The sequence below is a fragment of the Candidatus Poribacteria bacterium genome (genome assembly GCA_026706025.1).
In the GTDB taxonomy this organism is placed as follows: Bacteria; Poribacteria; WGA-4E; order WGA-4E; family WGA-3G; genus WGA-3G.
Genome location: JAPOZO010000002.1, coordinates 69,053 through 94,360 on the forward strand (window position 1 = coordinate 69,053; position 25,308 = coordinate 94,360).

Annotated in this window: 21 protein-coding genes and 1 pseudogene; 18 read left to right on the plus strand and 4 right to left on the minus strand. The window is 46.5% G+C overall.

Features of this window, described 5'->3' with window-relative positions:
* Positions 1–21: 21 nt before the first annotated feature.
* Both OXH00_00340 and queF read left to right on the plus strand, forming a co-directional pair.
* Positions 22–2,805 (plus strand): T9SS type A sorting domain-containing protein, encoded by a 2,784-nt coding sequence (locus OXH00_00340; GenBank protein ID MCY3739445.1) that lies wholly within the window; start codon positions 22–24, stop codon positions 2,803–2,805.
* A 63-nt stretch (positions 2,806–2,868) separates the two neighbouring features.
* A complete protein-coding gene (gene queF, locus OXH00_00345; GenBank protein ID MCY3739446.1) occupies positions 2,869–3,261 on the plus strand; it encodes a preQ(1) synthase in 393 nt (130 codons plus the stop codon).
* 55 nt (positions 3,262–3,316) lie between these two features.
* Here queF and OXH00_00350 read toward each other — a convergent pair whose 3' ends face one another.
* Together OXH00_00350 and OXH00_00355 are read right to left on the minus strand one after the other, a co-directional pair.
* On the minus strand, positions 3,317–4,354 hold the full coding sequence (locus OXH00_00350) for a Gfo/Idh/MocA family oxidoreductase (GenBank protein ID MCY3739447.1): 1,038 nt from the start codon (positions 4,352–4,354) through the stop codon (positions 3,317–3,319).
* Positions 4,355–4,381: 27 nt separating this feature from the next.
* Entirely contained in the window at positions 4,382–5,230 is an 849-nt protein-coding gene (locus tag OXH00_00355) for a phytanoyl-CoA dioxygenase family protein (GenBank protein MCY3739448.1), read from the minus strand.
* A gap of 466 nt (positions 5,231–5,696) precedes the next feature.
* Between OXH00_00355 and OXH00_00360 the strand changes: the two genes are divergently transcribed.
* The 11 genes from OXH00_00360 (at position 5,697) to OXH00_00410 (ending at position 17,619) form a co-directional block, all read left to right on the plus strand.
* Positions 5,697–6,782, plus strand: coding sequence for a tetratricopeptide repeat protein (locus tag OXH00_00360; GenBank protein MCY3739449.1), 1,086 nt, complete (start codon positions 5,697–5,699; stop codon positions 6,780–6,782).
* 169 nt (positions 6,783–6,951) lie between these two features.
* Positions 6,952–8,508 (plus strand): GMC family oxidoreductase, encoded by a 1,557-nt coding sequence (locus OXH00_00365; protein MCY3739450.1) that lies wholly within the window; start codon positions 6,952–6,954, stop codon positions 8,506–8,508.
* Positions 8,509–8,521: 13 nt separating this feature from the next.
* Positions 8,522–9,484, plus strand: coding sequence for a pyridoxal-phosphate dependent enzyme (locus OXH00_00370; GenBank protein ID MCY3739451.1), 963 nt, complete (start codon positions 8,522–8,524; stop codon positions 9,482–9,484).
* 47 nt (positions 9,485–9,531) lie between these two features.
* The gene (locus OXH00_00375) at positions 9,532–10,617 is read left to right on the plus strand and encodes an amidohydrolase family protein (protein ID MCY3739452.1); all 1,086 of its coding nucleotides are present in this window, start codon (positions 9,532–9,534) and stop codon (positions 10,615–10,617) included.
* Positions 10,618–10,795: 178 nt separating this feature from the next.
* Complete coding sequence (locus OXH00_00380; GenBank protein MCY3739453.1) at positions 10,796–11,608, plus strand: hypothetical protein; 813 nt, start codon at positions 10,796–10,798, stop codon at positions 11,606–11,608.
* A complete protein-coding gene (locus OXH00_00385; GenBank protein MCY3739454.1) occupies positions 11,605–11,859 on the plus strand; it encodes a type II toxin-antitoxin system VapC family toxin in 255 nt (84 codons plus the stop codon). Before OXH00_00380 ends, OXH00_00385 begins: the two co-directional genes overlap by 4 nt.
* 143 nt (positions 11,860–12,002) lie before the next feature.
* Positions 12,003–13,358 carry a serine hydrolase gene (locus OXH00_00390; protein MCY3739455.1) on the plus strand — a complete coding sequence of 452 codons (1,356 nt, stop codon included), beginning with the start codon at positions 12,003–12,005 and terminating at the stop codon, positions 13,356–13,358.
* Positions 13,359–14,427: 1,069 nt separating this feature from the next.
* A complete protein-coding gene (locus OXH00_00395) occupies positions 14,428–14,637 on the plus strand; it encodes a hypothetical protein (protein ID MCY3739456.1) in 210 nt (69 codons plus the stop codon).
* A complete protein-coding gene (locus tag OXH00_00400; protein MCY3739457.1) occupies positions 14,634–15,749 on the plus strand; it encodes a DNA adenine methylase in 1,116 nt (371 codons plus the stop codon). The genes OXH00_00395 and OXH00_00400 overlap by 4 nt, the downstream gene beginning before the upstream one ends.
* On the plus strand, positions 15,739–16,458 hold the full coding sequence (locus OXH00_00405) for a hypothetical protein (protein MCY3739458.1): 720 nt from the start codon (positions 15,739–15,741) through the stop codon (positions 16,456–16,458). Before OXH00_00400 ends, OXH00_00405 begins: the two co-directional genes overlap by 11 nt.
* An 84-nt stretch (positions 16,459–16,542) precedes the next feature.
* On the plus strand, positions 16,543–17,619 hold the full coding sequence (locus OXH00_00410) for an amidohydrolase family protein (protein MCY3739459.1): 1,077 nt from the start codon (positions 16,543–16,545) through the stop codon (positions 17,617–17,619).
* Positions 17,620–17,633: 14 nt separating this feature from the next.
* Here the strand turns inward: OXH00_00410 and OXH00_00415 are convergent, their stop codons facing one another.
* Entirely contained in the window at positions 17,634–18,452 is an 819-nt protein-coding gene (locus OXH00_00415; protein MCY3739460.1) for a phytanoyl-CoA dioxygenase family protein, read from the minus strand.
* A 192-nt stretch (positions 18,453–18,644) separates the two neighbouring features.
* Between OXH00_00415 and OXH00_00420 the strand changes: the two genes are divergently transcribed.
* The 5 genes and pseudogenes from OXH00_00420 (at position 18,645) to OXH00_00440 (ending at position 24,472) form a co-directional block, all read left to right on the plus strand.
* Positions 18,645–19,424: an ABC transporter ATP-binding protein gene (locus tag OXH00_00420; protein MCY3739461.1), complete on the plus strand. Its 780-nt coding sequence runs from the start codon at positions 18,645–18,647 to the stop codon at positions 19,422–19,424.
* Positions 19,417–21,036 carry a hypothetical protein gene (locus OXH00_00425; GenBank protein ID MCY3739462.1) on the plus strand — a complete coding sequence of 540 codons (1,620 nt, stop codon included), beginning with the start codon at positions 19,417–19,419 and terminating at the stop codon, positions 21,034–21,036. Before OXH00_00420 ends, OXH00_00425 begins: the two co-directional genes overlap by 8 nt.
* Positions 21,029–22,642: a hypothetical protein gene (locus OXH00_00430; GenBank protein ID MCY3739463.1), complete on the plus strand. Its 1,614-nt coding sequence runs from the start codon at positions 21,029–21,031 to the stop codon at positions 22,640–22,642. The genes OXH00_00425 and OXH00_00430 overlap by 8 nt, the downstream gene beginning before the upstream one ends.
* 16 nt (positions 22,643–22,658) lie before the next feature.
* Positions 22,659–24,284 (plus strand): hypothetical protein, encoded by a 1,626-nt coding sequence (locus OXH00_00435; protein MCY3739464.1) that lies wholly within the window; start codon positions 22,659–22,661, stop codon positions 24,282–24,284.
* An 80-nt stretch (positions 24,285–24,364) separates the two neighbouring features.
* A pseudogene (locus tag OXH00_00440) lies at positions 24,365–24,472 on the plus strand (DUF5131 family protein).
* 41 nt (positions 24,473–24,513) lie between these two features.
* Here the strand turns inward: OXH00_00440 and OXH00_00445 are convergent.
* Positions 24,514–24,951, minus strand: a complete 438-nt coding sequence (locus tag OXH00_00445; GenBank protein MCY3739465.1) for a hypothetical protein — start codon at positions 24,949–24,951, stop codon at positions 24,514–24,516.
* Positions 24,952–25,308: the final 357 nt, after the last annotated feature.

Below are 25,308 nucleotides of genomic sequence, written 5' to 3' on the forward strand. Positions count from 1 at the left end.
CAAATAGTGAGGGGAAGAAAATTGAAAAAAATACAGATAACCGTGCTAACTCTGCTCCTCGGAATCGGGTTAGCAATACAAAGCAGTGCTGACCGAGTGCAACTCAATACAAGTGCCGCTGTCATTCACGATAATCTCGGTGAGAGTGTCGGTATGAGCGGCGATTACGCAATGGTGGGCGTCCCAAATGATGATACCGACGACGGCAGAAATGCGGGTTCGGTCCAAGTCTTTCTTCGGAGTGAAACTGGATGGATCCAACATCAAAAACTGAATACCAGTGACACAGTAGGTGGCGACGAATTTGGCACAACACTCGCAATGAGCGGCGATTATGCTATCGTCGGCGCGCCAAGGAAAGACGATTTTGGAAGGAACTCTGGTGCCGTATATATCTTTACGCGGCAAGACACGGAATGGATAGAGCAGGCGAAACTGGTCGCGCCCGACGCACGCGCAGGCGACTATTTTGGGATCTCGGTCGCTATCGACGGAGACACAGCACTCGTCGGGGGCCACCGTATCAATAAACCCTCTGCGGACGCAGGCTCCGTCTACGTGTTTGAGCGGCTCGGCAATAGTTGGATTCAGACAGATCATCTCACTGCCCCAGATGCCACTAAATTCGCATATTTCGGCTTTTCTGTCGGTATTGATGGCGATACCGCTATTATTGGCGCAACCCGTGATGACGAAGCAGGGCTGGATGCCGGTGCCGCCTATGTCTTTATACGAAACGGGATCCGATGGACATTCCAAGAAAAACTCCTCGGTAACAATACGGAATCAGAGGATAACTTCGGATACGCAGTTGATGTTGATGGTGATTTCGCGATTGTAACCTCACCTAAAAATAAAGGTCAAGGTGCCGCTTACATCTATCAGCGCGAGGGTGGCAAATGGCAACAAAAAAGAAACCGGATCCGGATCCGTATGATTCCCATTGATCCAGATGGTGCATCCTCCTTCGGTACCTCTGTTGACATCAGTGGCGAAACTGCCGTTATTGGAGCGGTCGGCGGTCGGGTCGGTCAAGACCTCGTCGGTGCCGCTTATGTCTTTACACGAAACGAACCACCCTTCTGGAACCAACACACAAAACTCGTCGCCAGTGATAGTAATGGCGGTGACCAACTCGGATATGCTGTCGCCATCAGTGGAAACGAAGTAATTGCTGGCGCACCAAAACACAGTGCTGGTGGCCTCAGTTCTGGTGCTGCCTACATCTATGAACAAAAGGAAGATGGAACCTGGATAGAGAGTATCAAATTAAGCGATGGCGAGACGGCTTCCGAAGATCAGTTTGGTATCTCTGTCGCTATTAGTGGCAATTTCGCCATTTCTGGCGCGCAACAAGATGATGATGTTGCCACGAACGCCGGTGCCGCTTATGTTTTTGAGCGGAGTGGCTCCCTATGGCTACAACGCGCGAAATTTACCGCTAACGATGCAAAGGCGGGCGATCTCTTCGGAAATACTGTTGCCATCAGTGGTGAAACCGTGGTTATTGGCGCACCTGGGGTTGATGATGCCGGACCGGAGGCGGGCGCAGCGTACGTCTTCATCTACTCAGGCGACGAATGGGTTCAACAAGCAAAATTAATCGGAGACGATACCAGCATGTTCGACCACTTCGGAACATCTGTCGCTATCCATGAAAATACCGCTGTCATCGGGGCTCACGGAAAAGATGAAGCCAGTGTGGATGCTGGTGCCGCGTACATCTTCGTCCGAAACGGGGTTTCTTGGGGACAACAGGCGAAACTTACACATCAAAACGCTGTACCCGGGGATCAGTTCGGGCATGCTGTGGCTGTTTATGGCGATAACGCACTCATCGGCGCGCATCGGAGTGACGCAACGGGCCCCGACTCTGGGGCAGCCTATGTCTTTACACGCAACGGGGGGGCATGGAGCCAAGACTTTGAACTCATCCCAAATGATAGTGGACTCGGTGATGAATTCGGTTACGCTGTGGATTTAACCGGAGGTGTCGCTATCATCGGCGCACCTAAGGAAGATCGAAGTGAACCCGACATGGGCGCAGCTTATATTTTCGTGGAGACACGAAGAGCTTGGCTACAACAGGCAAAACTGACCGCTACCGAGGCCGAGGCAGGCGACGAATTCGGGGCAGCTGTCGCTATTCACGAAGGCACGGCAGTCGTCGGGGCATGGAAGGATGATCATCCTGCACCTGAAAGCAGAGAGCAGGCACTGGTGCCACTACAGATTGACAAAGGCTCAGCCTACTCTTTTCTCAGGGATGGATTAACTTGGGTGCAGAAACGCAGGATTGTTGCAAGCGGGACAAATCGCTCCGACCTCTTCGGTGCCTCAGTTGCAATCAGAGGCGCATTCGCTATCGTCGGTGCCTCAGGCAATGATAGTGCTGGTGATAACGCTGGCTCCGCTTTTATCTATAATCCTATTGATTTGGGATTCCAAGCGGCGGATGTTCCCTTCCCCGTCGATCCAGCGTCCCAGACACTTACGACACTTGGGCACATTAAGCACACAACGGTTTTCCAGAATTACCCGAACCCTTTTAACCCTGAAACGTGGTTTCCTTACAACTTAGCAGAGCAAGCCGAGGTCAGCGTAAAAATCTACGACATCGGCGGCGGACTTGTCCGCCAGTTAAATATCGGACTACAGGCACCCGGTAATTACCAGAGTCAAGAGAAAGCCGCATATTGGGATGGTAGAGATAAATCGGAAACGCGGGTCGCAAGTGGTATCTATTTCTATACATTTACCGCTGGCGATTTCCAAAGTACCCGCCGGATGGTAATTCTCAAGTAGCACTTCCCTAATTGATAGGCGCGTTTCAGCAGCGCGGCTAAAGGAAAATAGTGGAGATATTGAATGAGCCAGCACAATGGTTATGACGATTTACAAACCCATATCCCTGAATTAGAAACACCTTCAATTGAGACATGGGAAAATCAGTATAGCCACCGAGATTACACCATCGAAATAACCAACCTTGAATTTACCGCCGTATGCCCCAAAACTGGGTTACCGGATTTCGCCACACTCTGCATCACCTATGTGCCAGACCAGCACTGTGTCGAACTGAAATCGTTGAAGGAGTACTTCCTCTTCTACCGAGATGTCGGCATCTTCCATGAGCACGTCGTAAATAAGGTATTAGAGGATTTTGTTGAAGCCTGCCAGCCACGGAAGGCAGAAGTCGTCGGCAACTTCAACATCCGCGGCGGTATTAAAACAGTCGTGCGGGCAAGTTATCAGAAATGAACGCAGCAGTAGGCGCGCTCCAAAGCGCGCCTAAAAAATTAGTAACAGATATGCCTCAGGCAATAGGAACGGAGCGGCCGATTCGTGCGGATTCATAGAGCGCATCAAAGATTTTCGCTATGTTCAGCACTTCTTCCGCAGGTACCGGAGACGGTAAGTCTTCCCGAACAGCCTTATGGAACGATTCAAATTCACTCAGTAATCCTGTAAGCAGTTTCGGCGTGTAATTCACCATCTCATCTTTCTTATCAAGGTAAATCTGAAGCGGTTCATAAGTGGCACCGGCTAAATCACCCATAAAGAACGTGCCGCCGATATTCTCAATGTGCGATGCCCACGCAGTCTCCAAGGTTACCGTCAACCCACTCTCAAAGCGGATCGTACCCATCGCGAAATCCTCGACCTCAAAATCTTCAGGATTCCACTTACCCCACGGGTTGATGACATCCTTTTTATGTCCAAACTTTGTTACCGCCATTCCGAATGCCTCAACCGGTTTCGGGCAACCGATCATCCAGAGCAACACATCTAAGATATGCACACCGATGTCAATCAGTGGTCCTCCACCTGCGATGGCTTTGCTCAGAAACGATGGCGAAGCCGGGACACCACGCCGCCGCATCGCCATTGCACGGGCATAATACACATCACCAAAAAATCCTTCGTCATAGAGTTTCCGCAATGTACGCGCTTCAGCACGGAACCGAGATTGTAAACCGATCTGTAGAACCTTACCACTCGCTTTCTGGGCATCGACCATCGCTTGTCCGTCAATCGCGTTCGCAGCAATCGGCTTTTCGCAGATAACGTGCTTACCAGCGTTCAAGGCGGCAATAGTCGGTCCGGCGTGGAAATTATTCGGCGTGCAAACACTCACAGCATCAAGTTCATCCATCGCAGCCAATTCCTCGTAATCGCTGAAAACGTGCGGAATGTCGTGCTGTTTCGCGAACGCTTTCGCGCGGGATTCGTCAATGTCGCACGCAGCGATAATTGAAACACCCTTGACACCTTTATGGCCGGGAAGGTGTTTACCGCCAGCAATACCACCACACCCAACAATACCTACCTTAACTTCTTTAACTTTAGCCATTTTTGCTCCTTCTTCACGCATTCTAATTTAAACAGTAACAACTTGTGGGGCTTGCTCTAAATTCAAATTGTGTGCCGTTGCCCATTCTGTACCAGCCCAATGAATGCCGTTCGGGTCGCGCCTGCCCTGCGTATCCGTGGATGCGCCGAGAAACTGCCTACCAAGATCATCCAGATTTTCAACTACCGTTTCATCGGGTTGCAGGATATCGTCGTAATATCGTAGGTAGTAATCGGGTTTAACCCAGCGATAATGGTACCCGTAGATGACCACTTTAGAGATGTTCTCTCTGAAATTTAACCCCGCAGCATGATAGATACGACTCTCAAACAGGAACGCATCGCCTGCTTGGAGCAGCGGTTCATCATACGTAGGTGGATCGACTTCGCCTTCAGGGATACGCAGCGGTTCACTCAATTTATTGCTCTGTCGGACAAACCATGTCGCCCCTGAGTTCGGCACACTGAAATCTGTTAAGCAATAGCCTACCTTCAAACCCACGCGTGGACACCCTTCGTGCCCGACATCTAAATGTACACCAACATCTCGATGCCAGTTACGGTTGTCAGGTTTTTCTGGTGTCTGTGGATGTTTGTAGATAAGCGCGGTATTCGTAATATGGATATTTGTACCGAGCAGTTGAAGAATCAACGGCACTGCCTTTGACTGTGTTGCAAGATCCGCAAATGCAGGTTCTTGCACCAAACCGTCCCGCCGATGTGCGTAATAGCCGTGGTATTCAAACGATTCCATGAGGCGGTCGCCTGTTTCAGTCAAACGATCAATCATCTCGCTATCAATTGCAGAACGCACGATAAGATAACCGTTCTCATCAAATTCCTCGCGCTGTGCATCAGTCAACTGAACAAATTCCATTTTTTTAATTTTCCTTGTGGTTAAGGTGAGTGGATTGGGAATTGACGTTTCTTTCTCTGGAGCCGTCAACCCCTACGGGCTTGACTTGATTTTTTGAATTAATTTTAAGAGACCTTAACGAACAACCGTAGGTTGTATCGTGCCGTTCTCTGCTTAGGTCAAACTCACGTTCAGAGATGGGCTTGCAAGTTTTGCCCTGATAGTGGGTTGATAGACACGTGGAAATATGCTATCATGAATGCAAAATCGTGTCTACAGATTAACAAACAGTGATAGGACTATTTAGTTTTCTATTTTATTCTGTTTTTAGTTAACCAAACCCGGTAGGTGCGGTTTCCTAACCGCACCGGCTCGATAAAAGAAGACCTGAAACCCTATAATTTCTTAAAACTGAATAACCCTAAGAACAGTGAAAACGAATCTTTTCTGTCTTTCTTTATTAATTTTCTTATCCGTGGTGTGTCTCGTGCCAGCAGAACAAGGCACACCCACCGAGGCAGCACACGCCTATCAGACGGGTTTGCAAGCACTCACTCGGAAAGATAATCGCACTGCGCTCGCAGCGTTCCAGCGAGCAATAAAACTGGACGCATCGCACGCTGAGGCACATTATCAACTCGGTGTGCTATACGGCAGGCAATCGCAGTGGAAACCAGCAATTCAGGCACTCCAAAATGCCATCAATCTCACGCCCGATTTTGCCGATGCGCACGTTCGTCTCGGCGAGGCATATCTGATCGGTATGGCGAACGCGGAAGATGCCGTTAAACCGCTGCAACGCGCTTTACAACTGCAGCCCGACCTCTTTAAAGCACGCAGGCTTTTAGGTGCCGCCTACCTGCGTCTGAACCAAATCGATGAAGCAATCCATCACCTTAAACGGATACCGCATGACAATGAGGCACGTTACATTCTCGGTCTCGCCTACTTCCAAGCAGAGGATTTTACGCAAGCAATACCCCATTTTGAAGCAGTTATTAAACGCCAAAGTCGGCACGCGAAAGCACATTTCAATCTGGGAAACTGTTATCTACGCACTGGGAAAATTACCGAGGGACGCGCTGCGCTCCGTACATTTGAGAAACTCACCCGTGAAGAGGAACAACTGACAACACTCCAACGTTTGATTCTCGACAATCCACAACGCCTTCGACTCCGTTATCAACTCGCTGAACTGCACATCAAACGAACAGAATGGAAACCCGCGATTGCGGAGCTCAAAGCGTGTCTTACTATCGCTCCACAGGATGAGAAGGCATCCGAATTGCTCGGTTATAGTTATCTTCAAACAGAGGCTTACATGGACGCACTTGAGATATACGGAAACCTCGTTGAAGCACATCCAAAGAGTGCAGTGTACCGGAATAGTCTCGGTATTGTCTATATGATGCTAAAAAAACATCGGCAGGCAATTACGCAATTTGAGACCGCAGTCCGTCTTAACACAACGAACCCACAACTCTATCGAAACTTGGCAAATACCTATCGGCAAATCGGCGAACAGGCGAAAGCAGAGCAGGCATATCAACGCTACCGCTCTCTGACAAAGTAATACCATTTCTATTTGGACAGTTTGCATAACAAGTACCATTCAAAGTCCCCCTGATAAGGGGGATTTAGGGGGTTCTTCCAAGATAGAAGTTCTTATTTGGGCAATACCTTCTACAAATATAATATATTAGAAATCCTATAAGTTTCAGATTAAAAGCGTACGCAACACTATGAACAATTCACAATCTCAGTCCTCGAGTGCCACCAATAGTGCCCGCGCCTCGCAGCGGCAAAACCAGCAACTCCAGCAAGAACATGCTGATGTGTGCGTTATCGGCTCTGGGGCAGGCGGTGCTGTCGTCGCAAAAGAACTCGCTGAAGCTGGGTTATCAGTAATCATTTTAGAGGCAGGCGAAAATCACGACCCTTCCACTTTCGGTAACTACGAACCAGAGATGCTGCGCCGCCTCTTCTGGGATAACGGCTTACGGCGCACACGCGATGGCGCGATCGTTATCTCGCAAGGCAGAGGGGTCGGCGGTTCAACCGTACATAACCTCTGCTACGCTGTCCGCCCACCACAAGTACTATTAGATAGGTGGGGTGTTCCAGACCTCTCAGCCAACTTTGCGCGTGTGGAGCAGATGCTCGGTGTCACACAGATACAGGAACCGGACGTGAACCGCCTAAATGCTGTTATTCGTCGCGGATGCGAAGTGATGAAGTGGCGCGGTGTCGTGCAAAGGCACAATAGGGGTGCCTGCCCTACGTGCGGATCGCAGTGCCTTTTCGGATGCCCACTCTCGAAATCAACTCAGGACAACCCCACAAGAAGTGGCAAACAGAGTATGGCGGTTACGTATATCCCTTTGGCACTTGCCGCAGGCGCACGACTCTATAGCAACTGCACCGCTGAGAAAATCCATACGGAAAAAAATAGAGTCGTTGGTGTTTCTGCACAACTGCCATCAGGCAAGTTGGATATCCAGAGCAAAGCGGTGGTACTCGCCGCCGGTGCCATCAACTCACCACAACTCTGGTTAAAAAGCCGGCTGCCGAACACAAACCGACAGGTAGGAAAAAATCTCCACTTGCATCCGGCTGTTTTTGTCGGTGGGATTTTCAACGAAACCATTGACGGACACCTCGGCATCCCGCAAAGTTACTATATTGATGAGTTCCTCAACTTAGAAAAGTCTCGGAGTAGTGGTTACCTACTCATGCCTGCCTTCGGTTCGCAGATGATAGTCGCTGCAAGCCTTCCGGGATTCGGTGAGGATCATCGAGAACTGATGGAACGCTACCGCCACATCGCTGCGCTCCTCGTTCTCTTACATGACCGAACAACCGGACGAGTCTCAGTCAATTACAGAGGCGCGCCAAATATCGCATACCGACTCCGGCGATCAGATAAAAGGATGTTGGTAGAAGGCGCAATCAACGCCGCCCGCCTACTTTTCGCTGCCGGCGCAACAGAGATTGTGATGCCCTATACACAACATTTCCCTATCAAAACAGAAATGGATCTTGAGATTGTCCGCCGACGCGGCATCGTCCCAAATGACATCATGCTCGCTTCAAGTCATCCGCAAGGCACACTCCGAATGGGTGAAAATCCGAACCGAAACGTCGTCAAGCTTTCAGGGGAATCCCATGCAGTGAAAGGTTTATTTGTTGCCGATGCGAGCCTCTTTCCAACCTCTATCGGCGTACCACCAACCTTGGCAATCGCAGCACTCGCTGAGCATGTTGCAAACCAGATAATCGAAAGTGGTATTGTCCAGTAGTGCCAACAAATCTATGATTGAATCAATCGCTCACCATCCACTTGGAAACTTCCCGACACCCGTGCAACGTCTCTCAAACCTTGAGCGAACCCTCGGTTTCCAGTCCCTCTGGATAAAACGAGACGATCTGAGCGGCCCGTTGGGAGGGGGCAACAAGGTGCGAAAACTGGAGTATATGTTTGCAGCGGCAGCACAAGCAGACCTTAAAGAGACACTCTTCACAATCGGGCCGACAGGTTCTAACCATGTTCGGGCAACAGCGGTCTACGGCAAAGCGTCTGGATTCCAAGTAGAGTGCTTGCTCTTTAAACAACCGCCTACTGACTATTCCGAAAAGAACTATCGCACAATTTGTGAACACGCTGATCAGATCTATGAGGTTAAGCGTATGGAGACGATGTTTGCGCGTTACGCTTATGAACAGATAAAAACGACGCTTGGCATCGGAGAGGAACGCTATTTCATTCCAGCCGGTGGTTCGGCACCGCTCGGGTCTGTCGGCTATGTGAAAGCAGTTTCGGAACTGAAATCACAGATTGAGGAGGGAGTGCTTCCAGAACCGAGATTTATCTTCGTACCGGTAGGGACGTGTGGTACTATGGCGGGTTTAGAAGTTGGGGTCCGGCTTGCGGGGTTACAATCCCGGATTGTCGGTGTCCGTGTCGCTGACCGCGTGGTCGCAAACGCGTGGGCAATTTCTCATATGGTACGGCGGACCCTTCGCCTCATGGGTGCAGTGGATTCAAGTAATATTCACGCGCGCAGCATTGAACTCTGGCATGACGATTTTGGGGACGGGTACGCTATCCCCACCGAAGCTGGCAAACGCGCTGTCGCTATGATGGCTGAACATGAGGGGCTCACGCTTGAAAATACCTATACCGGTAAGGCACTATCAGGACTTATCCATTATGTAAAGGCGCACGGATACGAAGACGAACCGATGTTATTTTGGCATACCTACGGTACAACCTAACCTCAGTATATTCGTCCAATGTGATCAAAAAATAAAAAGGAAAACCGATGAAAACAGACAATGGAAAACCGAGTTTCGTGCAATCGGGCATGCCTATAATCGACGCTGACCTCCACAACCGATTGCCTACACTCCGAATGCTCTATCCGTACCTACCCGATTACTGGTGCGACTATTGCGAAGAATCTGGTTTTCCGGGACCCGACGCGGATGACTATCCAGAGGGTGTGCCGACCTCAACACGTCCAGAAATCACGCAGCCCTCAAAAAACCGTCCCGCATCGGATTTAGCACTCTTACGTAAGCATGCCCTCGATTTTTGGGAGGTTAAGTACGGCATACTTACCTGTGGATTTCGGGTGCAGAGCGTACACAATGAAGACCTCGCTGCAGCGCTTGCCTCGGCAGTCAACGATTGGCAGATTGAACATTGGCTCGACCCGGAACCGCGTTTACGTGCTTCACTAATAGTACCAAGCCAAAATCCTGAACTCGCAGTAAAGGAGATTGAACGTTTAGGAGGACACCCAGGCTTCGTCCAAGTAATGCTACCTGCCCGATCACAGGTGCCTTACGGCAATAGACGCTATCATCCGATCTACGCTGCGGTGCTCCGTCATCAACTCGTAGTCGGTATCCATTACGGCGGCGCACCCGGATTGCCACCAACATCTGTGGGATGGCCCTCAACTTACCTTGAAGAATACGTCGGTATGTCGCAGGTGTTTCAAGCGCAGGTCTTGAGTCTCGTATCAGAGGGAGTTTTTGACAAGTTTCCTGACTTACGCGTCGCACTCATAGAAACCGGTGTTACATGGATGCCATCGCTCATGTGGCGGTTTGATAAAGAGTGGCGCGGCTTGCGAAGTCTGACACCATGGGTAAAGCGGCCCCCATCAGCATATATCCGAGAACACATCCGCCTGACACTCCAACCCATTGACGCACCGCCCACTGCAGCAGAACTCCTTCAGCTTGTCGGTCAACTCGACTCCGAAGACATGTTAATGTTTTCGAGCGACTATCCGCACTGGCACTATGATACTCCGGAAGAGGCTTTTCCAGCACACTTACCCCAATCGCTGACACGCAAAATTTTGTCCGAAAATGCGCGGGAATTCTACCGCCTCTAAAATAGACGTTTGGTTTGACAACTCCTTGACAATGTATTATACTTAAACGTGAATTGGACATAACTTTGGATAGAAGATTGAAACTGCCTGAACCTCCTAAGCCAGATGGAACATTCGTGATTTTTGATTTTTCGTTTAACCCAGTCTACGCGTTTTTTCCATTTGGGGAGTACTTAAAATGAATCAGAAGTTTGAGAAAAGTCAAAAATTGGAAAAGTGGCTCGGATGGATGGAGACGATTCACAACGATATTCAAGTGCTTGTTGAAGACGCAAACATGTTCTGGGAAGTCCAGGACATGATCCGTGAAAACCCACGTATCCAACAGCCTAATGCCTTCTATAGTTATCTCGCGAGGACGTATTGCTCTCATGCGGCAGCAGGAATCCGTCGGCAGACTGAATTGCAGAAGGATAGCATATCTTTTGTAAAATTGCTTGACGAAATTGCTAAAAACCCTGAAGAGCTCTCCAGTGACTACTTCAATTCCCGCCATCCTCATTCTAATGGACCCGACTTGGATCAAGTAGTAGGTAAGGCAGATCTTGAAGCAGTAGGAATTGTTGGCACTTCTCAACTGAAGGAAATCATAAAAATGGATGGCTTTGCGTCATACGCAGATGCAAGTGGGGCATACGTTTGTCCACAGATGGTAAAAAATGATAAGGCGCGACTTAAATCCAAAGCAAAAATACTTGCGGAGTTTGCTGATAAGCGGATTGCCCATTGGGATGAGCGCGAGTTGAAAGTCGTTCCGTCCTTCGAGACATTAGATGATTGCATCAAATTGATAGATCAGACGTATGTGAAGTACCATTTTCTGTTTCATGCTGAATCAATGGACACATTGATGCCGCCCTATCAATACAAGTGGAAAAGTATTTTTTGTGAGCCCTGGGTAAAGGTTGGCTTTGGAAGTGCCGAAGGGCTTATTGACATTAGTGAGGATTTTGACGATGAACTTCCAGACTTCAGAGAGTATACGGAATGAAATATCTGCTGAGTTTAGGGAAACTCGTTTTAAACAAACCTTTTGAGAAGTTGTTTCCAGAACAACTCGATTTCAATCGTATTGAAATATTGGATATCACAGTTGACTGCCTAATCAAGCTTACCACCTTGCCTTTTCACCATCGAGATCCGTTTGACCGGTTGATAATTGCACAAGCACTCGTTGAGGGATTTCCAATTATTGGTGCAGATACGATTTTTGATGCTTACGGGATAAACAGGGAATGGTGATGGTGTGAATCCTATAGCAATTTCCTTTTCTGTCCTTAATCCACAGTCGTCTTCATCGGAAAAACCCTTATTAGTTTCATCCTGTATCCGATTCCTAATCCTAATGCAAATGGGGCTGTGCAAGTAAACCAGAGGAGACAGCAATGGCAACCCACCAGACACTTGAGGCAAGAGTCGATCAACTGTTTGCAGAATGGAACAAACCGGATTCTCCAGGTGCCGCTGTAGCGGTTACCAGAGGCGGTGAAGTCATCTATAAACAGGGATACGGGACGGCAAATCTGGAATATGACATCCCGATTACAACGACGACCATCTTCGACATCGCTTCAGTTTCTAAACAATTTGCAGCGTTTGCTATCGCCTCTCTATCGCACGACAGAAAGCTTTCATTAGATGACGATATACGGGTACACCTACCCGATGTCCCGGATTTTGGTAACACAATCACAACCCGACATCTCCTGCATCACACCAGCGGACTACGGGATTGGGTACAGTCACTTGTCATCGCCGGTGTCGAGATGGAAGATGTAATTTCGTTTCAGCATATTCTGAGAATGGTCCGACATCAGAAATCACTCAACTTTGAGCCGGGGGAGGCGTATCTATACAGCAATACGGGGTACAACCTGCTCGCAGAAATCGTCGAAAGGGTAACTGGAGACTCCTTCAGAGAATGGACAAATGCTCACATCTTCAAACCTCTCGCTATGACGAACTCTCATTTTCACGATGACCACCAAATGATTCTGAAGAACCGAGCATACTCGTATCAAGCCGCCGAAAACGGTGGATTTAAGCATACTGTTAACAATACAACCGCCCTCGGTTCAAGTTCGCTCTATTCAACGGTGGAAGATTTAGCGAAATGGATTCTGAACTTTGACGACACACGGATTGGCGAACAGACAGTGATAGACCAGATGCACCAGCGCGGTGTGCTAAACAACGGAGAGCAAATTAGTTACGCTTTAGGTCTGAGCATCGGTGAGTATAGAGGATTGAAAACCGTTGGGCATAGTGGGTCATGGCGCGGATTTCGGAGCCATTTAATCCGTTTTCCTGATCAGAAATTTGGTGTTGTCATCTTATGCAATCTGGACACATTTAACCCACTCCGTTTAGCAGAAAAAGTCGCGGATCTTTATCTTCTTGATGTCCTTGCTCCCGTAGAAGCATCCGAGCGAGAAAAAGCAGCACCGGCTGAGGACATCAAATCTGAACCGCCGACACCAGAGCAGTTGACAGAATTTGAGGGTGATTATTACACCGAAGAACTCGATACGACCTACAGCATTCGCGTACACGGAAACCAACTTATAGCACAACATATACGGCACGATGACATATTGCTAACCTACACCGACGGTCATTTCCTTGGGAACACATGGTTTTTTCCAGAAATCCGTTTCACACGAGACGACACTGAACTCGTTACAGGATTTAGACTGACTGGAGGCAGAGTCAGAAACCTATACTTTGAGAAAAGAGATTAAAAAACGTGACATTCGATAATCAAAATACAAATGTAGACATCTATTGGGTTGAGCGGTAAAAGCCAGGCTCTATCTCATTTCTACAGAGAATTCCACTCTTTGATACCCATTCGTACAGGCAAACTATAGATGTCAATTTAGGAAAAAACTGTTCGTGGGATCGTAGGTTGGGTAGAACGGATGTCACAAAAAAACTGAAGAGTGAGAGAAAAATCAAATTTCTCCATATATGCCACATCGACCAGAAACCGAGTGAAACCCAACGCTTTTGTGGTTTTCCAGACACCAACGGTATGAAGTTGGGTTTCACTGCGTTCTTAAGTGTATCCGACAACTATTGGATTCGGTGCGTCTTTAGAATCCTGCATCTGCCTCTCAGTTCCGTTCTACCCAACCTACGGGACCAAATTGACACCTATGGTGCGGTTAGGAAACCACACCAAAGGGGTCAATTTTAGAAACAGCAACCGTCTCAGACCCAGGCCCGGTAGGTTCGGTTTCCCAACCGAACCGGATTCTAAACAGAGAACTTCAAGACTTCAAAAACCTATTGAAAACCCTTGCGAGCCCCAAAAACGGACACACTCCTGCCACTGTTGCCTTCTGAACTGTGATTTTTCTGATTGCTATGATTCCCATGATAAGAGACCCCATCACAAACAACTGAAAACTGAAAACCCAGGCCTGACCACTGATCAGTTCTGCGGGAACGCCCTCTCTGTAGAAACTTCAACACCACAATCAGCATCTTATTTGCCATCAGAGATCTTATCACAAAAATCAGAAAAATCAGAGAAATCACAGTTCAGACTTAATATACCGAGAATAGCACGAAAAATCGCTAAATTGACACCTATGGTGCGGTTTCCTAACCGCACCGGATTTGCGAAAAGAGGCACAAAACTCAAGAATCTCTTAAAACTAAATGACCCTACCTTTTTTCCTTGACATGGAAATAAAATGTTATATAATGGGAAAATTAAATTTATTAGTCCGTGCAAGTGCTCTCGGTAAGTCCATCTCACAACCGAATTTTATGTTGAAACGGAAAGGAAGTCTTCATTAGGCAATGACACTTAAGGAACACATTGATGACATACGCGAAGGTTTAGACAAAGACATATTTGTAGGTGAAGCAGCAGTTTCACAAGGTATCGTCTTAAGACTGCTCAACGCCTTGACTTGGCCCACATACAATACTCAGGTTGTTACTCCTACATACCGACATCGTAAAAAAACTGATGCATTCTGGGCATCTGTGAGGAAGTACTCTCTATGATTGGAATAGAAAACATTGACTACCTCTCAAATCAACTTATTACATATATAGGCAATAAACGTTCGCTATTGGGCCACATAGGTAGGGCAGTTATACAAGTGAAGAAACGAATGGGCAAATCACGCCTTCGGGTATTTGATGCATTCAGTGGCTCCGGTATTGTCTCTCGTTTTATGAAAGCCCATGCCTCGTATCTTGCAAGTAACGATTTTGAGGACTACGCTGCGTCAATTTCGCGATGTTATCTCCAAAATCGCAGCTCAGTTGATTTGACTACAATTTCCAGAATTGTTAAGGATCTCAACAATCGTGTGGACAAACCAACTTCTAAAGGATTTATTGAGAAACTTTATGCGCCTGAGGATGAATCGAATATTACACAAAACGACCGAGCTTTCTACACACCCGATAATGCCCGCCGACTAGATAATTATCGTAGAATGATTGAGGACTATCCCGCAAACTTCCGTGATTCGCTACTAGGGCCTCTTCTTAGTAAAGCGTCTGTCCACTCAAACACTTCCGGGGTATTTAAGGGCTTCTACAAGAACAAGATGACTGGAATTGGGCAATACGGCGGCACTAATTCCAACGCATTAAATCGTATTAAAGGGCGAATTGAACTAGAACCACCTGTTCTAAGTCAATTTGAATGTGATTATGAAGTGTATCATGACGACACAAATAAAATAGCTAGTCAGATAAAGGAACTTGATTTGACTTATATTGATCCGCCTTACAATCAACACCCTTATGGTTCAAATTACTTTATGCTAAACTTACTTGTACATTATGAAGAACCCACTGATATAAGTCGAGTATCAGGTATTCCAAAGAACTGGAAGCGCTCAGGTTATAATGTCCAAACAACATCTAAAGAACTATTTAATAATCTACTACATACAATTGACACACGCTTTTTTCTTATTTCGTTTAATAATGAAGGGTTTATTCCGCCTGACGAAATGCGTACTATGCTTCAAAAAATAGGAATTGTTGATCAATTTGAGATACAGTACAATACATTTCGCGGATCAAGGAATCTAAAAAACCGAAACATCCATGTAACTGAACAACTATTTCTTGTAGAGAGGAATTTCAATGGCAAATAAAGAGCGACTGCGAGAACTACGATCAGACACCATAATCAACGCAACGGCTAAACAACAAGAAAAGGTGCTTATCAAAGCGCTTTACAAAGTTGTTGAATATTTGGAGGATAAATTTGACAAAAAAATTTCTTTAGATCATAAAAAACAATGGCTTCTGAAAGACATTATTAATGAACTAAGACCATATTTTCCTGACACTGATTTACATTGCCACTTCAACAATACTAGTATGAAACCAGATGGAGGTATTCTTACGATAAAGAGCAACAAGGACAGCGCATTAACCTATCCAATTTTGATCTCGGAGGTAAAAAATCAAGGAACAAATGATAGGCGAGCAAAAGAAGGATTAGGCAAGCAAGCACAAGGAAATGCTATCGAACGCCTTGGAAAGAATCTAATCGGGTTCCGCACCGCGTTACTGCGCGAAAGTATTTTCCCCTTTGTTTGCTTTGGATACGGTTGTGACTTTGAGGAAACATCTACGATTTTAGATCGGATATCAACCATGGCAATGTTTGGCAAACTCAACAAAATCTATCTCCACAACGAGGAAGACGGGCGATTCAACCGAGGTAGTTTTTATTTCCGGGCCGAGGAGTGGACAGTTGATGAAATGTTTGAGATTATGAAAGATGTTGCGGAGCGCGCTGTGCTATATTACTTCTCTAAGTACCGAGAAGATTATTTTACTAATTCTTCTGATTGAGTAATCAACTATGATGAAGCATAGAATATATGATCAAGCTGTTCATAATGGGGCGGAACACTTGTCTGTGAAATGGGCACAAAAATGAAGAAAACAGAAATACCTGAACAACAGAAACCCTCAGTCATCGACTGCGATATCCATAACACGCTCGCTTCCGAGACGGTGCTATACCCCTATCTCTCCGAACGTTGGCGCAAGCATCATAGCATGGTCGGCACAACCGACCGCGTCGGCGCATACATTCCTCGCGCCCAGCCTTTCGGTGCCAGATACGACGCATGGACACCCTCCGGACATAGACCGGGTTCCGATCTCGACTTCCTGCGTGAGCAATTGCTGGATACATTCAACATCGAATATGGTATCCTCAATTGTTTAACGCCAGTCTGCGAAATGCCGAATCTCGCTTATGCAGCAGCGTGGGCAAGTGCCATGAACGATTGGCAAATTGAGGAATGGCTTGAAAAAGAACCGAGATTACGCGCCTCAATGATTGTTGTATGCGATGACGCAGAATTCACCACCGCTGAGATTAACCGACTGGCAAAGCATCCGGGGTTCGTGCAAATATTGCTGCTTGCACGCACGATGGAACCGTTGGGACGGCGTAAGTATTGGAAGATGTACGAGGCAGCAGTCGAACACGACCTCCCAATCGGCATCCACTTCACCGGTGTCGGTGTAGGACCGATTACCGCCGTCGGTAGACCTTCACACTACATTGAAGACCACGCCGGAATGACGCAGGCGTTCCAGACACAGGTAACCAGCCTCGTCTGCGAAGGGGTCTTTGAACAATTTCCGACACTCAAAGCTGTTCTAATTGAAGGTGGATTCGCGTGGCTACCGCCGTTGATGTGGCGACTTGACCGGGCGTGGAAAAAATTGCGGGACGAAGTACCTGAACTAAAACGGTTGCCGTCCGAATACATCCGCGAACACTTCTGGGTTACCACACAGCCGATCGAAGAACCCCCCAAACAAGAATACTTCGACCAACTCCTCGCGCAGCTCAACTTAGACGACAGGCTAATGTTCGCCACTGACTATCCACATTGGGATTTTGATTCCCCTGATCAGGCACTCCCAAAGAACCTCGCGCCGATGCTCAAACGCAAGATCATGGCAGAAAATGCCCGGAACCTCTACCAGTTTTGAGTAGCAAAAAAAGGTTAGATTGTCACGACATGTGGTGCCTGTTCTAACGCCAGATTATGTGCTGCTGACCATTGTGCTGCCGCACCGCCACCACCACCGAGAAACTGTTTCCCTAAATCGTCAACCTTTTCCAGTACGTCCGCATCGGGTTGCTGTCTGTCGTTGTAGTACAACAGATACCCTTCTGGCTTGAGCCACGCGTAATGATAGCCATAAATAACAATCTTGGCGGTTTTATCCGTAAAGTTGAGTCCGGTGGTGTGGTAGATACGACTTTCAAAGAAATAAGCGTCCCCTGCACGGAGTAAAGGCTCGTCGTACGGTTCAATCGGATCAATCTCGCCTTCGGGAATGCCCAACGGTTCCCCTGATTTATGACTCTTCGGAATAAACAGCGTCGCACCAGAGTTCGGCACATCACAGTCCGTTAAGCAGTAAGCCACCTTCAACCCAACGCGCGGGCAAGCCTTATGTCCGAGATCCAAATGTATACCGGCATCTCGATGCCAGCCACGGCGTTCTGGAAGTTCGTGAGGCTGCGGATGCTTATAGAGGAGCGCGGTATTGGTGATATGGATATTCGTGCCAAGAAGTTGAATCACCAAGGGGATCGCTTTTGTTTGTGATACGAGTTCCGCGAAGGCAGGTTCTTGTACCAATCCGTCCCGCCTGTGACCATAATGTCCGCCATTGAGATCCAAAGATGCCATTAAACGATCCCCTGCTTCCAGCAAACGATCTATCATCTCGTTGTCAAGGACTGAGCGCATGATGAAGTATCCGTTCTCTTCAAATTCCTGACGTTGCGCCTCCGTCAACTGGACGAATTCCATGTATATGCTCCTTCTTCTTTCAAGAAATCGGGTGATAGAAATGTGTTAATATGGTATCATAAATCGAAATGGATGTCTATTGGAGGAATTCAGATTTCCTTGCGTTTTTCCGAAATTATGCACCCTTTTTGCCCCAAAATCGCGTCTCTAATTATCATAGATAGTCCGAAACTACGAGGATAACCAACAAATATGATTCAGGTTTCAAATCTCACCAAGAAATATGGACAGAATACAGCAGTTGACGACATTAGTTTTGAAGTGAAACAGGGTGAAATCGTCGGTTATCTCGGTCCCAACGGGGCAGGGAAAAGTACAACGCTTAAAATGCTCGTAGGCTTGCTGCACCCAACATCCGGCGAAATCTCTGTGGCAGGATACGACGCCGAAACCGAACTGCTTGAATTAAAGCGGCACATCGGATACGTGCCTGAAGAAGCACAACTCTATGAACACCTGACTTTAGTAGAACACCTCCAGTTAATCGGCAGGCTCTATCATTTAGAGGAACGCCTCATCGCGCAGAAAATAGAAGAACTCGCCAAGTTGTTTGACATGGCATTTCAGGCAAACCAAAGGATAAGCGGTTTTTCACAAGGCATGCGTCAGAAGTGTATCATCATGTCTGCGCTCATGCACAATCCAGATGTCCTGTTTTTAGATGAACCCTTCACCAATCTGGATGTCGGAACGGTAACCCTCATGAAAGCACTCCTCCAACGTTTAGCCGATTTAGGGAAAACGATCCTCTATTGCACACATATCCTTGAGGTTGCCGAAACGCTCTGTCCGCGAATCATGATTATCAATTCAGGGAAACTCATCGCTGATGCCCCAGTAGAAGAATTGCGACAGCAGACGAATCAAACCGCACTCAATGAAATTTTCGCACAACTGACGGAAACAACAGGCATTGATGAAAAAACCGAAGAAGCCATTCGGATTGTGACGGAGAACACCCCGAATGCTTGAGAAAATTGTGGAAAGATTCTGCGATGCCCCAACCCAGTATAGGTATCTCTTACAAACGGAAAAGATAGTAGAAAAGCGGGCACTTGAGGGAAAAAACGACCTATCCAATATGTCTCTCGCCTTGACCTGTGTTTTCGGTTTTATAATCAGTGTTTTATTTACATTTATGCCGTTCCTCTTATCGATGGACACATTCACCTTTTCGCTTATCGGCATCACAATGTCTATGATGATGATAGGCATCTGGATGGTCCCATACTTTGATATCCTTCTCATACCTGTAAATTATCCTATTATTGCGCATACGCCGGTACCATCGCGCACCTACTTTCTCGTAAAGTTAACGCAGATACTCACTTATACCACTCTGCTGTTAGGCAGTTTAAATCTGATGCCTGCTATCGGTGGTATTTGGGTTCATAAAGGAGAATTTTCTTTCTTTCGACTCCTTTTTCCTTTTGTCTATCTGCCTATTGTTTTTCTGTCGGGTTTCTTCACAATTGGTGTGATGACTACATTCGCGGGGTATTTGACAAAACTCTACAGCAAAAGGATACTCCGAAATATCGCGCAGTACGCGCAGTTTCTATTTCCCGCTCTCTTCCCCGTGACGTTTATCCTCCTGCCGCGCCTATTACCAGACCTTTCAAAGGATAAACTCGTTTCGGTTCTGAAATGGTTCTATGCACTTCCGAACGGTTGGTTTGCTGGAACAGTCTCGCTTGCACTCGGAGAAATAGAATGGCATTTCTTGATTTTAGCAGGACTGGCTATCGTTTCAACGCTCTTTTTGGTGTTGGTGCCACTTCGGAGTATAGCGAAGAGTTACACTGAATATCTTTCCCACCTGTTGGAATCCGGAAGTCGTCAAAAATCTAAAATTCGAGTGAAAATGCCGCTGTTTGGGAGAATGTTTCAAAACCGTACCATCCGCGCGGGGCTTTGCCTCTGTGCTGTATATATGCGCCGTGATAGAAACATGTTGCGCCAGTTTTTCGCATCGCTCGGAAGCGTCATTATGCTCGTAGTTATGCTTGACCAAGGATGGGTTCTGCATTCCTTCGCCATCGGGCTAAGTCCAGGTTTTTCGGCTATATTCTACTTTGTCGGATTTAGTGTTGTTGGCGGTTTCATCGCATCCATTAGGTATTCAGAACACTGGAAGGCGTCATGGATGTTAGCACTCGCACCGCTTTCAACAACACATGACTTATGGCGAGGCGTGCAGGCAGTCGGGCTTCTCTACATCGTTGTGCCGTGTATGCTCCTTATGTTTTGTATTGCGACCGTTCTTTGGGGCATTTTGGGTATATTCTACATCTTACCGGTGTCAATCATGTTACTCAATTTCGTTATGCTTTACCCAAAACCTGTATCTAACTTGCCACTCGCCGAAGAATTCGTCCAAAAACAGACGACTGGCGAAACTATGATTCCATTTCTATCAAGTCTCTTTATCACTGGTGTCTTCATAGGCATCCAATTTCTAACGTATCTGCTGAATATATGGGTCTATTACGGTTTCTATTGTGTCACTGTTGTGGGCGGTTTTATCATTTTTATTTATTTTCTCCAAAAAAATAAACGAACGGAGGAAACCGTAGATGCTTGACAAAATTGTAGAATTGCTCGGTGCCTCGCCAACGCAGTACAGGTACCTCCTGAATACAGAGAAATTGGTGGAGAAGCGCGCGCTTAAAGGAAATCGCTTCGTCAACCTGTCGCTTGGTTTGAGCTGTGGAATCTTCTTTATCGTGGGACTTTCGAGCGCGTCTATGCTACTTGTCTCTTTGAACGTGTTCACCTACGCGCTGATCAGCATCACCATGTCTATGGCGATGATAGGCATCTGGACGATCCCATACTTTGATATTCTTATCGCGCCTATACATTACCCGATTGTGGCACACACGCCAGTTTCATCGCGCACCTATTTTCTTGTGAAACTGACGCAGATCCTCACTTACACCGTGTTATTGTTAGTTAGTTTCAATCTGCCGCCTGCAATCGCTGGTATCTGGATTCATGTTAGGGAATCTTCTCAACTCCTATACCTTTTTCCGCTCGTCTATCTGTTTATCGCTTTCATGTCAGGCTTCTTTGCCATTGGCGTGATGACAGTCTTCGCAGGGTATTTGACGAAACTCTATACGAAGAAGAGTCTCCGAAATATCGCGCAATACGCGCAGTTTATATTTCCAAGTCTTTTCCCTATGGTATGGATTCTTCTCCCCCGTTTACCTTCCTCATTATCAGATGGCGGAATAGATAAATTAAACGCATTTGTGAAATGGTTCTATGCACTTCCGAACGGTTGGTTCGCCGGAGCCGTATCGCTTGGGGTAGGAGAAATAGAACGCCATTTTTTGATTCTAACAGGACTGGCAGTCGTTTCAACGCTCATCTTGATATTCGCCCCACTTCGGAGTATCGCGAGAAGTTATTCAGAATACCTCTCTTACTTGTTGGAATCTGGCAATCAACAGAGATCCGAGTTGCGGGTGAAAATACCGCTGTTCGCGAGACTGTGCCGAAACCCTGCTATGCGCGCAGCGTTTTGCCTTGGTGCTGCATATATGTGGCGCGATAAGCACATATTGCGACAACTTTTCGGTGCGTTCGGTGCCATCATTATACTTGTGGTTCTATTTATGCAAGACGAACCATTTTCTCTCAAGTGGATTCAAGACGCTTACGCTATCGGATTAAGTCCAGGCTTTTCTATGATGTTTTACTTTGTCGGGACAAGTTTTATAGGGACTTTCATTTTACCGGTCAGATACTCAGGACATTGGAAAGCATCATGGATGTTAACGCTCGCACCGCTTGCAACAACGCGAGACTTATGGCGCGGTGTGCAAGCGACGACCCTTCTCTACATTGTTGCGCCGTGTACGTTCCTTATGTTTTGCATTGCTACCTTTATTTGGGGCGTTTCCGGGATCTTTTACGTCCTGCCGGGGTTCACTATTTTACTCTATTACGTCATTTTTTACCCAAAACCCGTATCTAACTTGCCACTCGCCGAAGAATTCGTCCAAAAACGGATGGCTGCTGGCGCATGGATCCCTTTTGTATGTAGCGCGCTTGTTGTTATAGCCTTTGTAGGCATCCAATATCTAACTTACCTGATTAATATATGGGTTTATTACAGTTTTTATGCCGTCACGGTTGTGAGCGGTCTTATCGGTTTTGTCCATTTTCTTAAAAAGAGATGAGAGAAAGTAGTCGTAGATGTTTGAGAAAATCGTAGAGAGACTCGGTGCCTCCCCAACCCAATATAGCTCCCTCCTACAAACAGAAAAATTGGTGCAGAAGCGGGCACTTGAAGGAAAACGCTTTGCTAACTTGTCGCTGGGTTTGAACTGCCTATTCTGTTTTATCATAAGTATATCCATTGCAATTATGGTGATCCTCCGAGTGGATGTGTTCACTTACGCACTTATGGGTATAACTATGTCTATGGTGGTAGTCGGACTCTGGACGATCCCATACTTTGATGTGCTTCTCAGTCCGACACACTATCCTGTTGTGGCACACACCCCAATTTCATCACGCACCTATTTTCTCGTGAAACTGACACCGATCCTCACTTACACTGTTCTGTTGTTGGTGAGTTCAAATCTGTTACCCGCTATCGGTGGCATTTGGCTCCGTGGAGAAGACCCTTCTAATTTCCAATTCTTCTTTCCTTTAGTTTACCTACTCCTTGTCTTTATGTCCGGCTTTTTCACCATCGGTGTAATGACGATGTTCGCAGGGTATTTGACGAAATTCTACACGAAAAAAGGGCTCCGAAACATAGCGCAATACGCGCAGTTTATATTCCCCGCGCTTTTCCCAACAATGTGGATTCTTTTCGCTCAATTATCACCACGCATGTTACCAGAAGATTTCACAGCAGATAAATTGACCTCTGCTCTGAAATGGTTCTACGTGCTCCCGAATGGATGGTTTGCTGGGGCAGTCTCGCTTGCACTTGGAGAAATAGAACGGCAGTTTCTGATTTTAGCAGGATTGGCTGTTACTTCGACGCTCTTTTTGGTGTTGGTGCCACTTCGGAATATCGCCAGAGGTTATTCAGAATACCTCTCCTATCTGTTGGGATCTGAGAGTCGACAAAAGTCTGAGGTACAGGTGAAAACGCCGCTATTTGCGAGAATGTTCCGAAACCACGCTATCCGTGCCGGACTTTGCCTCAGCACTGCATACCTATGTCGGGATAAGAGAATACTGCAACAATTCTTCATTTCGCTTGGGAGTATTCTTGTCATAATTGTTATATCCACGCAGGATAATCTATTTTTTCTAAAATGGAAATGGATTCAGAACTCCTATGCCATCGGACTAAGCCCAGGTTTTTCTATTATGTTCTGTTTTGTTGGTATGGCATTTGTTGATAGTTTCATCGTACCGGTTAGATATTCAGAGCACTGGAAAGCGGCGTGGATGTTAAAACTTGCACCCTTCACAGCATCAAGTAACCTGTGGCGAGGTGTACAAGCGACTGCCCTCTTTTATCTTGTTGCTCCGTGTACGCTCTTAATGCTTTGCATTGCTGTCGTTCTTTGGGGCGTTTTAGGCATTTTTTATCTCTTGCCGGGGTTCGTCATTTTACTCAATTACGTCATCTTTTATCCAAAACCACAATCTAACTTGCCACTCGCCGAAGAATTCGTCCAAAAACGGACAGCCGCTGTCTGGATCCCTTTCTTTTGTAACCTGCTTGCTATTGGTGTTTTCGTAGGCATCCAATTTTTAACTTATCTGATCAATGTAAGACTCTATTTCGTCACATATTGCATCATGGTTGTAGCGGGGATTATCAGTTTTGTCTACTTTTGGACGAGAAGATGGTAGGAAGATAAAAAATAACTTGACATAACCTAACAAAAATTGGTATAATTTAATATAGTAATAATTATCATACTTAAAAATGGTGCGCGGATGCCAAAGTACATTTTTTCTTTAAACAGTGGGGTGGTAAACGTAAGTCGAAAATGGGGCGGGAGTTAGAGGGCAGAACCTATGACGAGATGCCGGTCTGAGCTTTCGTCAAATCCGGCATCTCGCGGCGTTAGCCTTAAATTTAAATCCTCGGTAGATCATCAGCGAGCAAAGCTTCGGAAACAGATTTTTTTGTTGATTTTTGTTCAGGACGTTCGACATGAAAATAACGGAACCAATCTTTAAAATCTTCGGCAGCGAAATTGCCGTCATAGCGTTCCTTGAACTTACCATGAAAGTCCTCCATATAGAGGCGCAAATAGCCACTCGTGCGCTCAAGTGCTTTCCAATCAAAGATATTTGAAGGAATATCAATAACCCCTCCCTCAAGCATATTGCGCCGCATTTCCAAGTAATAAGAGTAGCGTGCGCCGACTATAAAATCAACGAGTCTGTCAAAGACTTTTGAAGGGATCTCGGCGAGACGACCCTTGAAAAACTTATGCCGAACTCCCATCTCCTTTTCCAAATCTCTATTGAGCATAAAGCCGATAATCACATCAAAAATTTTTTCTAACATGTCATTCGTCCTTTATCAGATAACAAAATATAAATATAACACCCGACTCGAGCTGCGTTCGCGTCTATTTGCATAGCAGTGAAAATCAATTGTACCATTAATCCACAAACACGTCAATTGAAAAAATAGCGGTAAACTAAGGTCATTCAATTGTCCGTTTTGGATGTTGTCCTTTTCGCAGGTGTTAATACTTTATATATGTTATGTTTTTTTAAAAAACGCAGAAATTTTCGCAGCATTTCGCAGCGAATCTTGGAAAAAAGACATCCAATCCAATAATTTCTTAAAATTGAATGACCCTGAGCGGTAAACGGGTGGACAGAATTTAGATTGCAATACTATCCGAATTTTGCTATA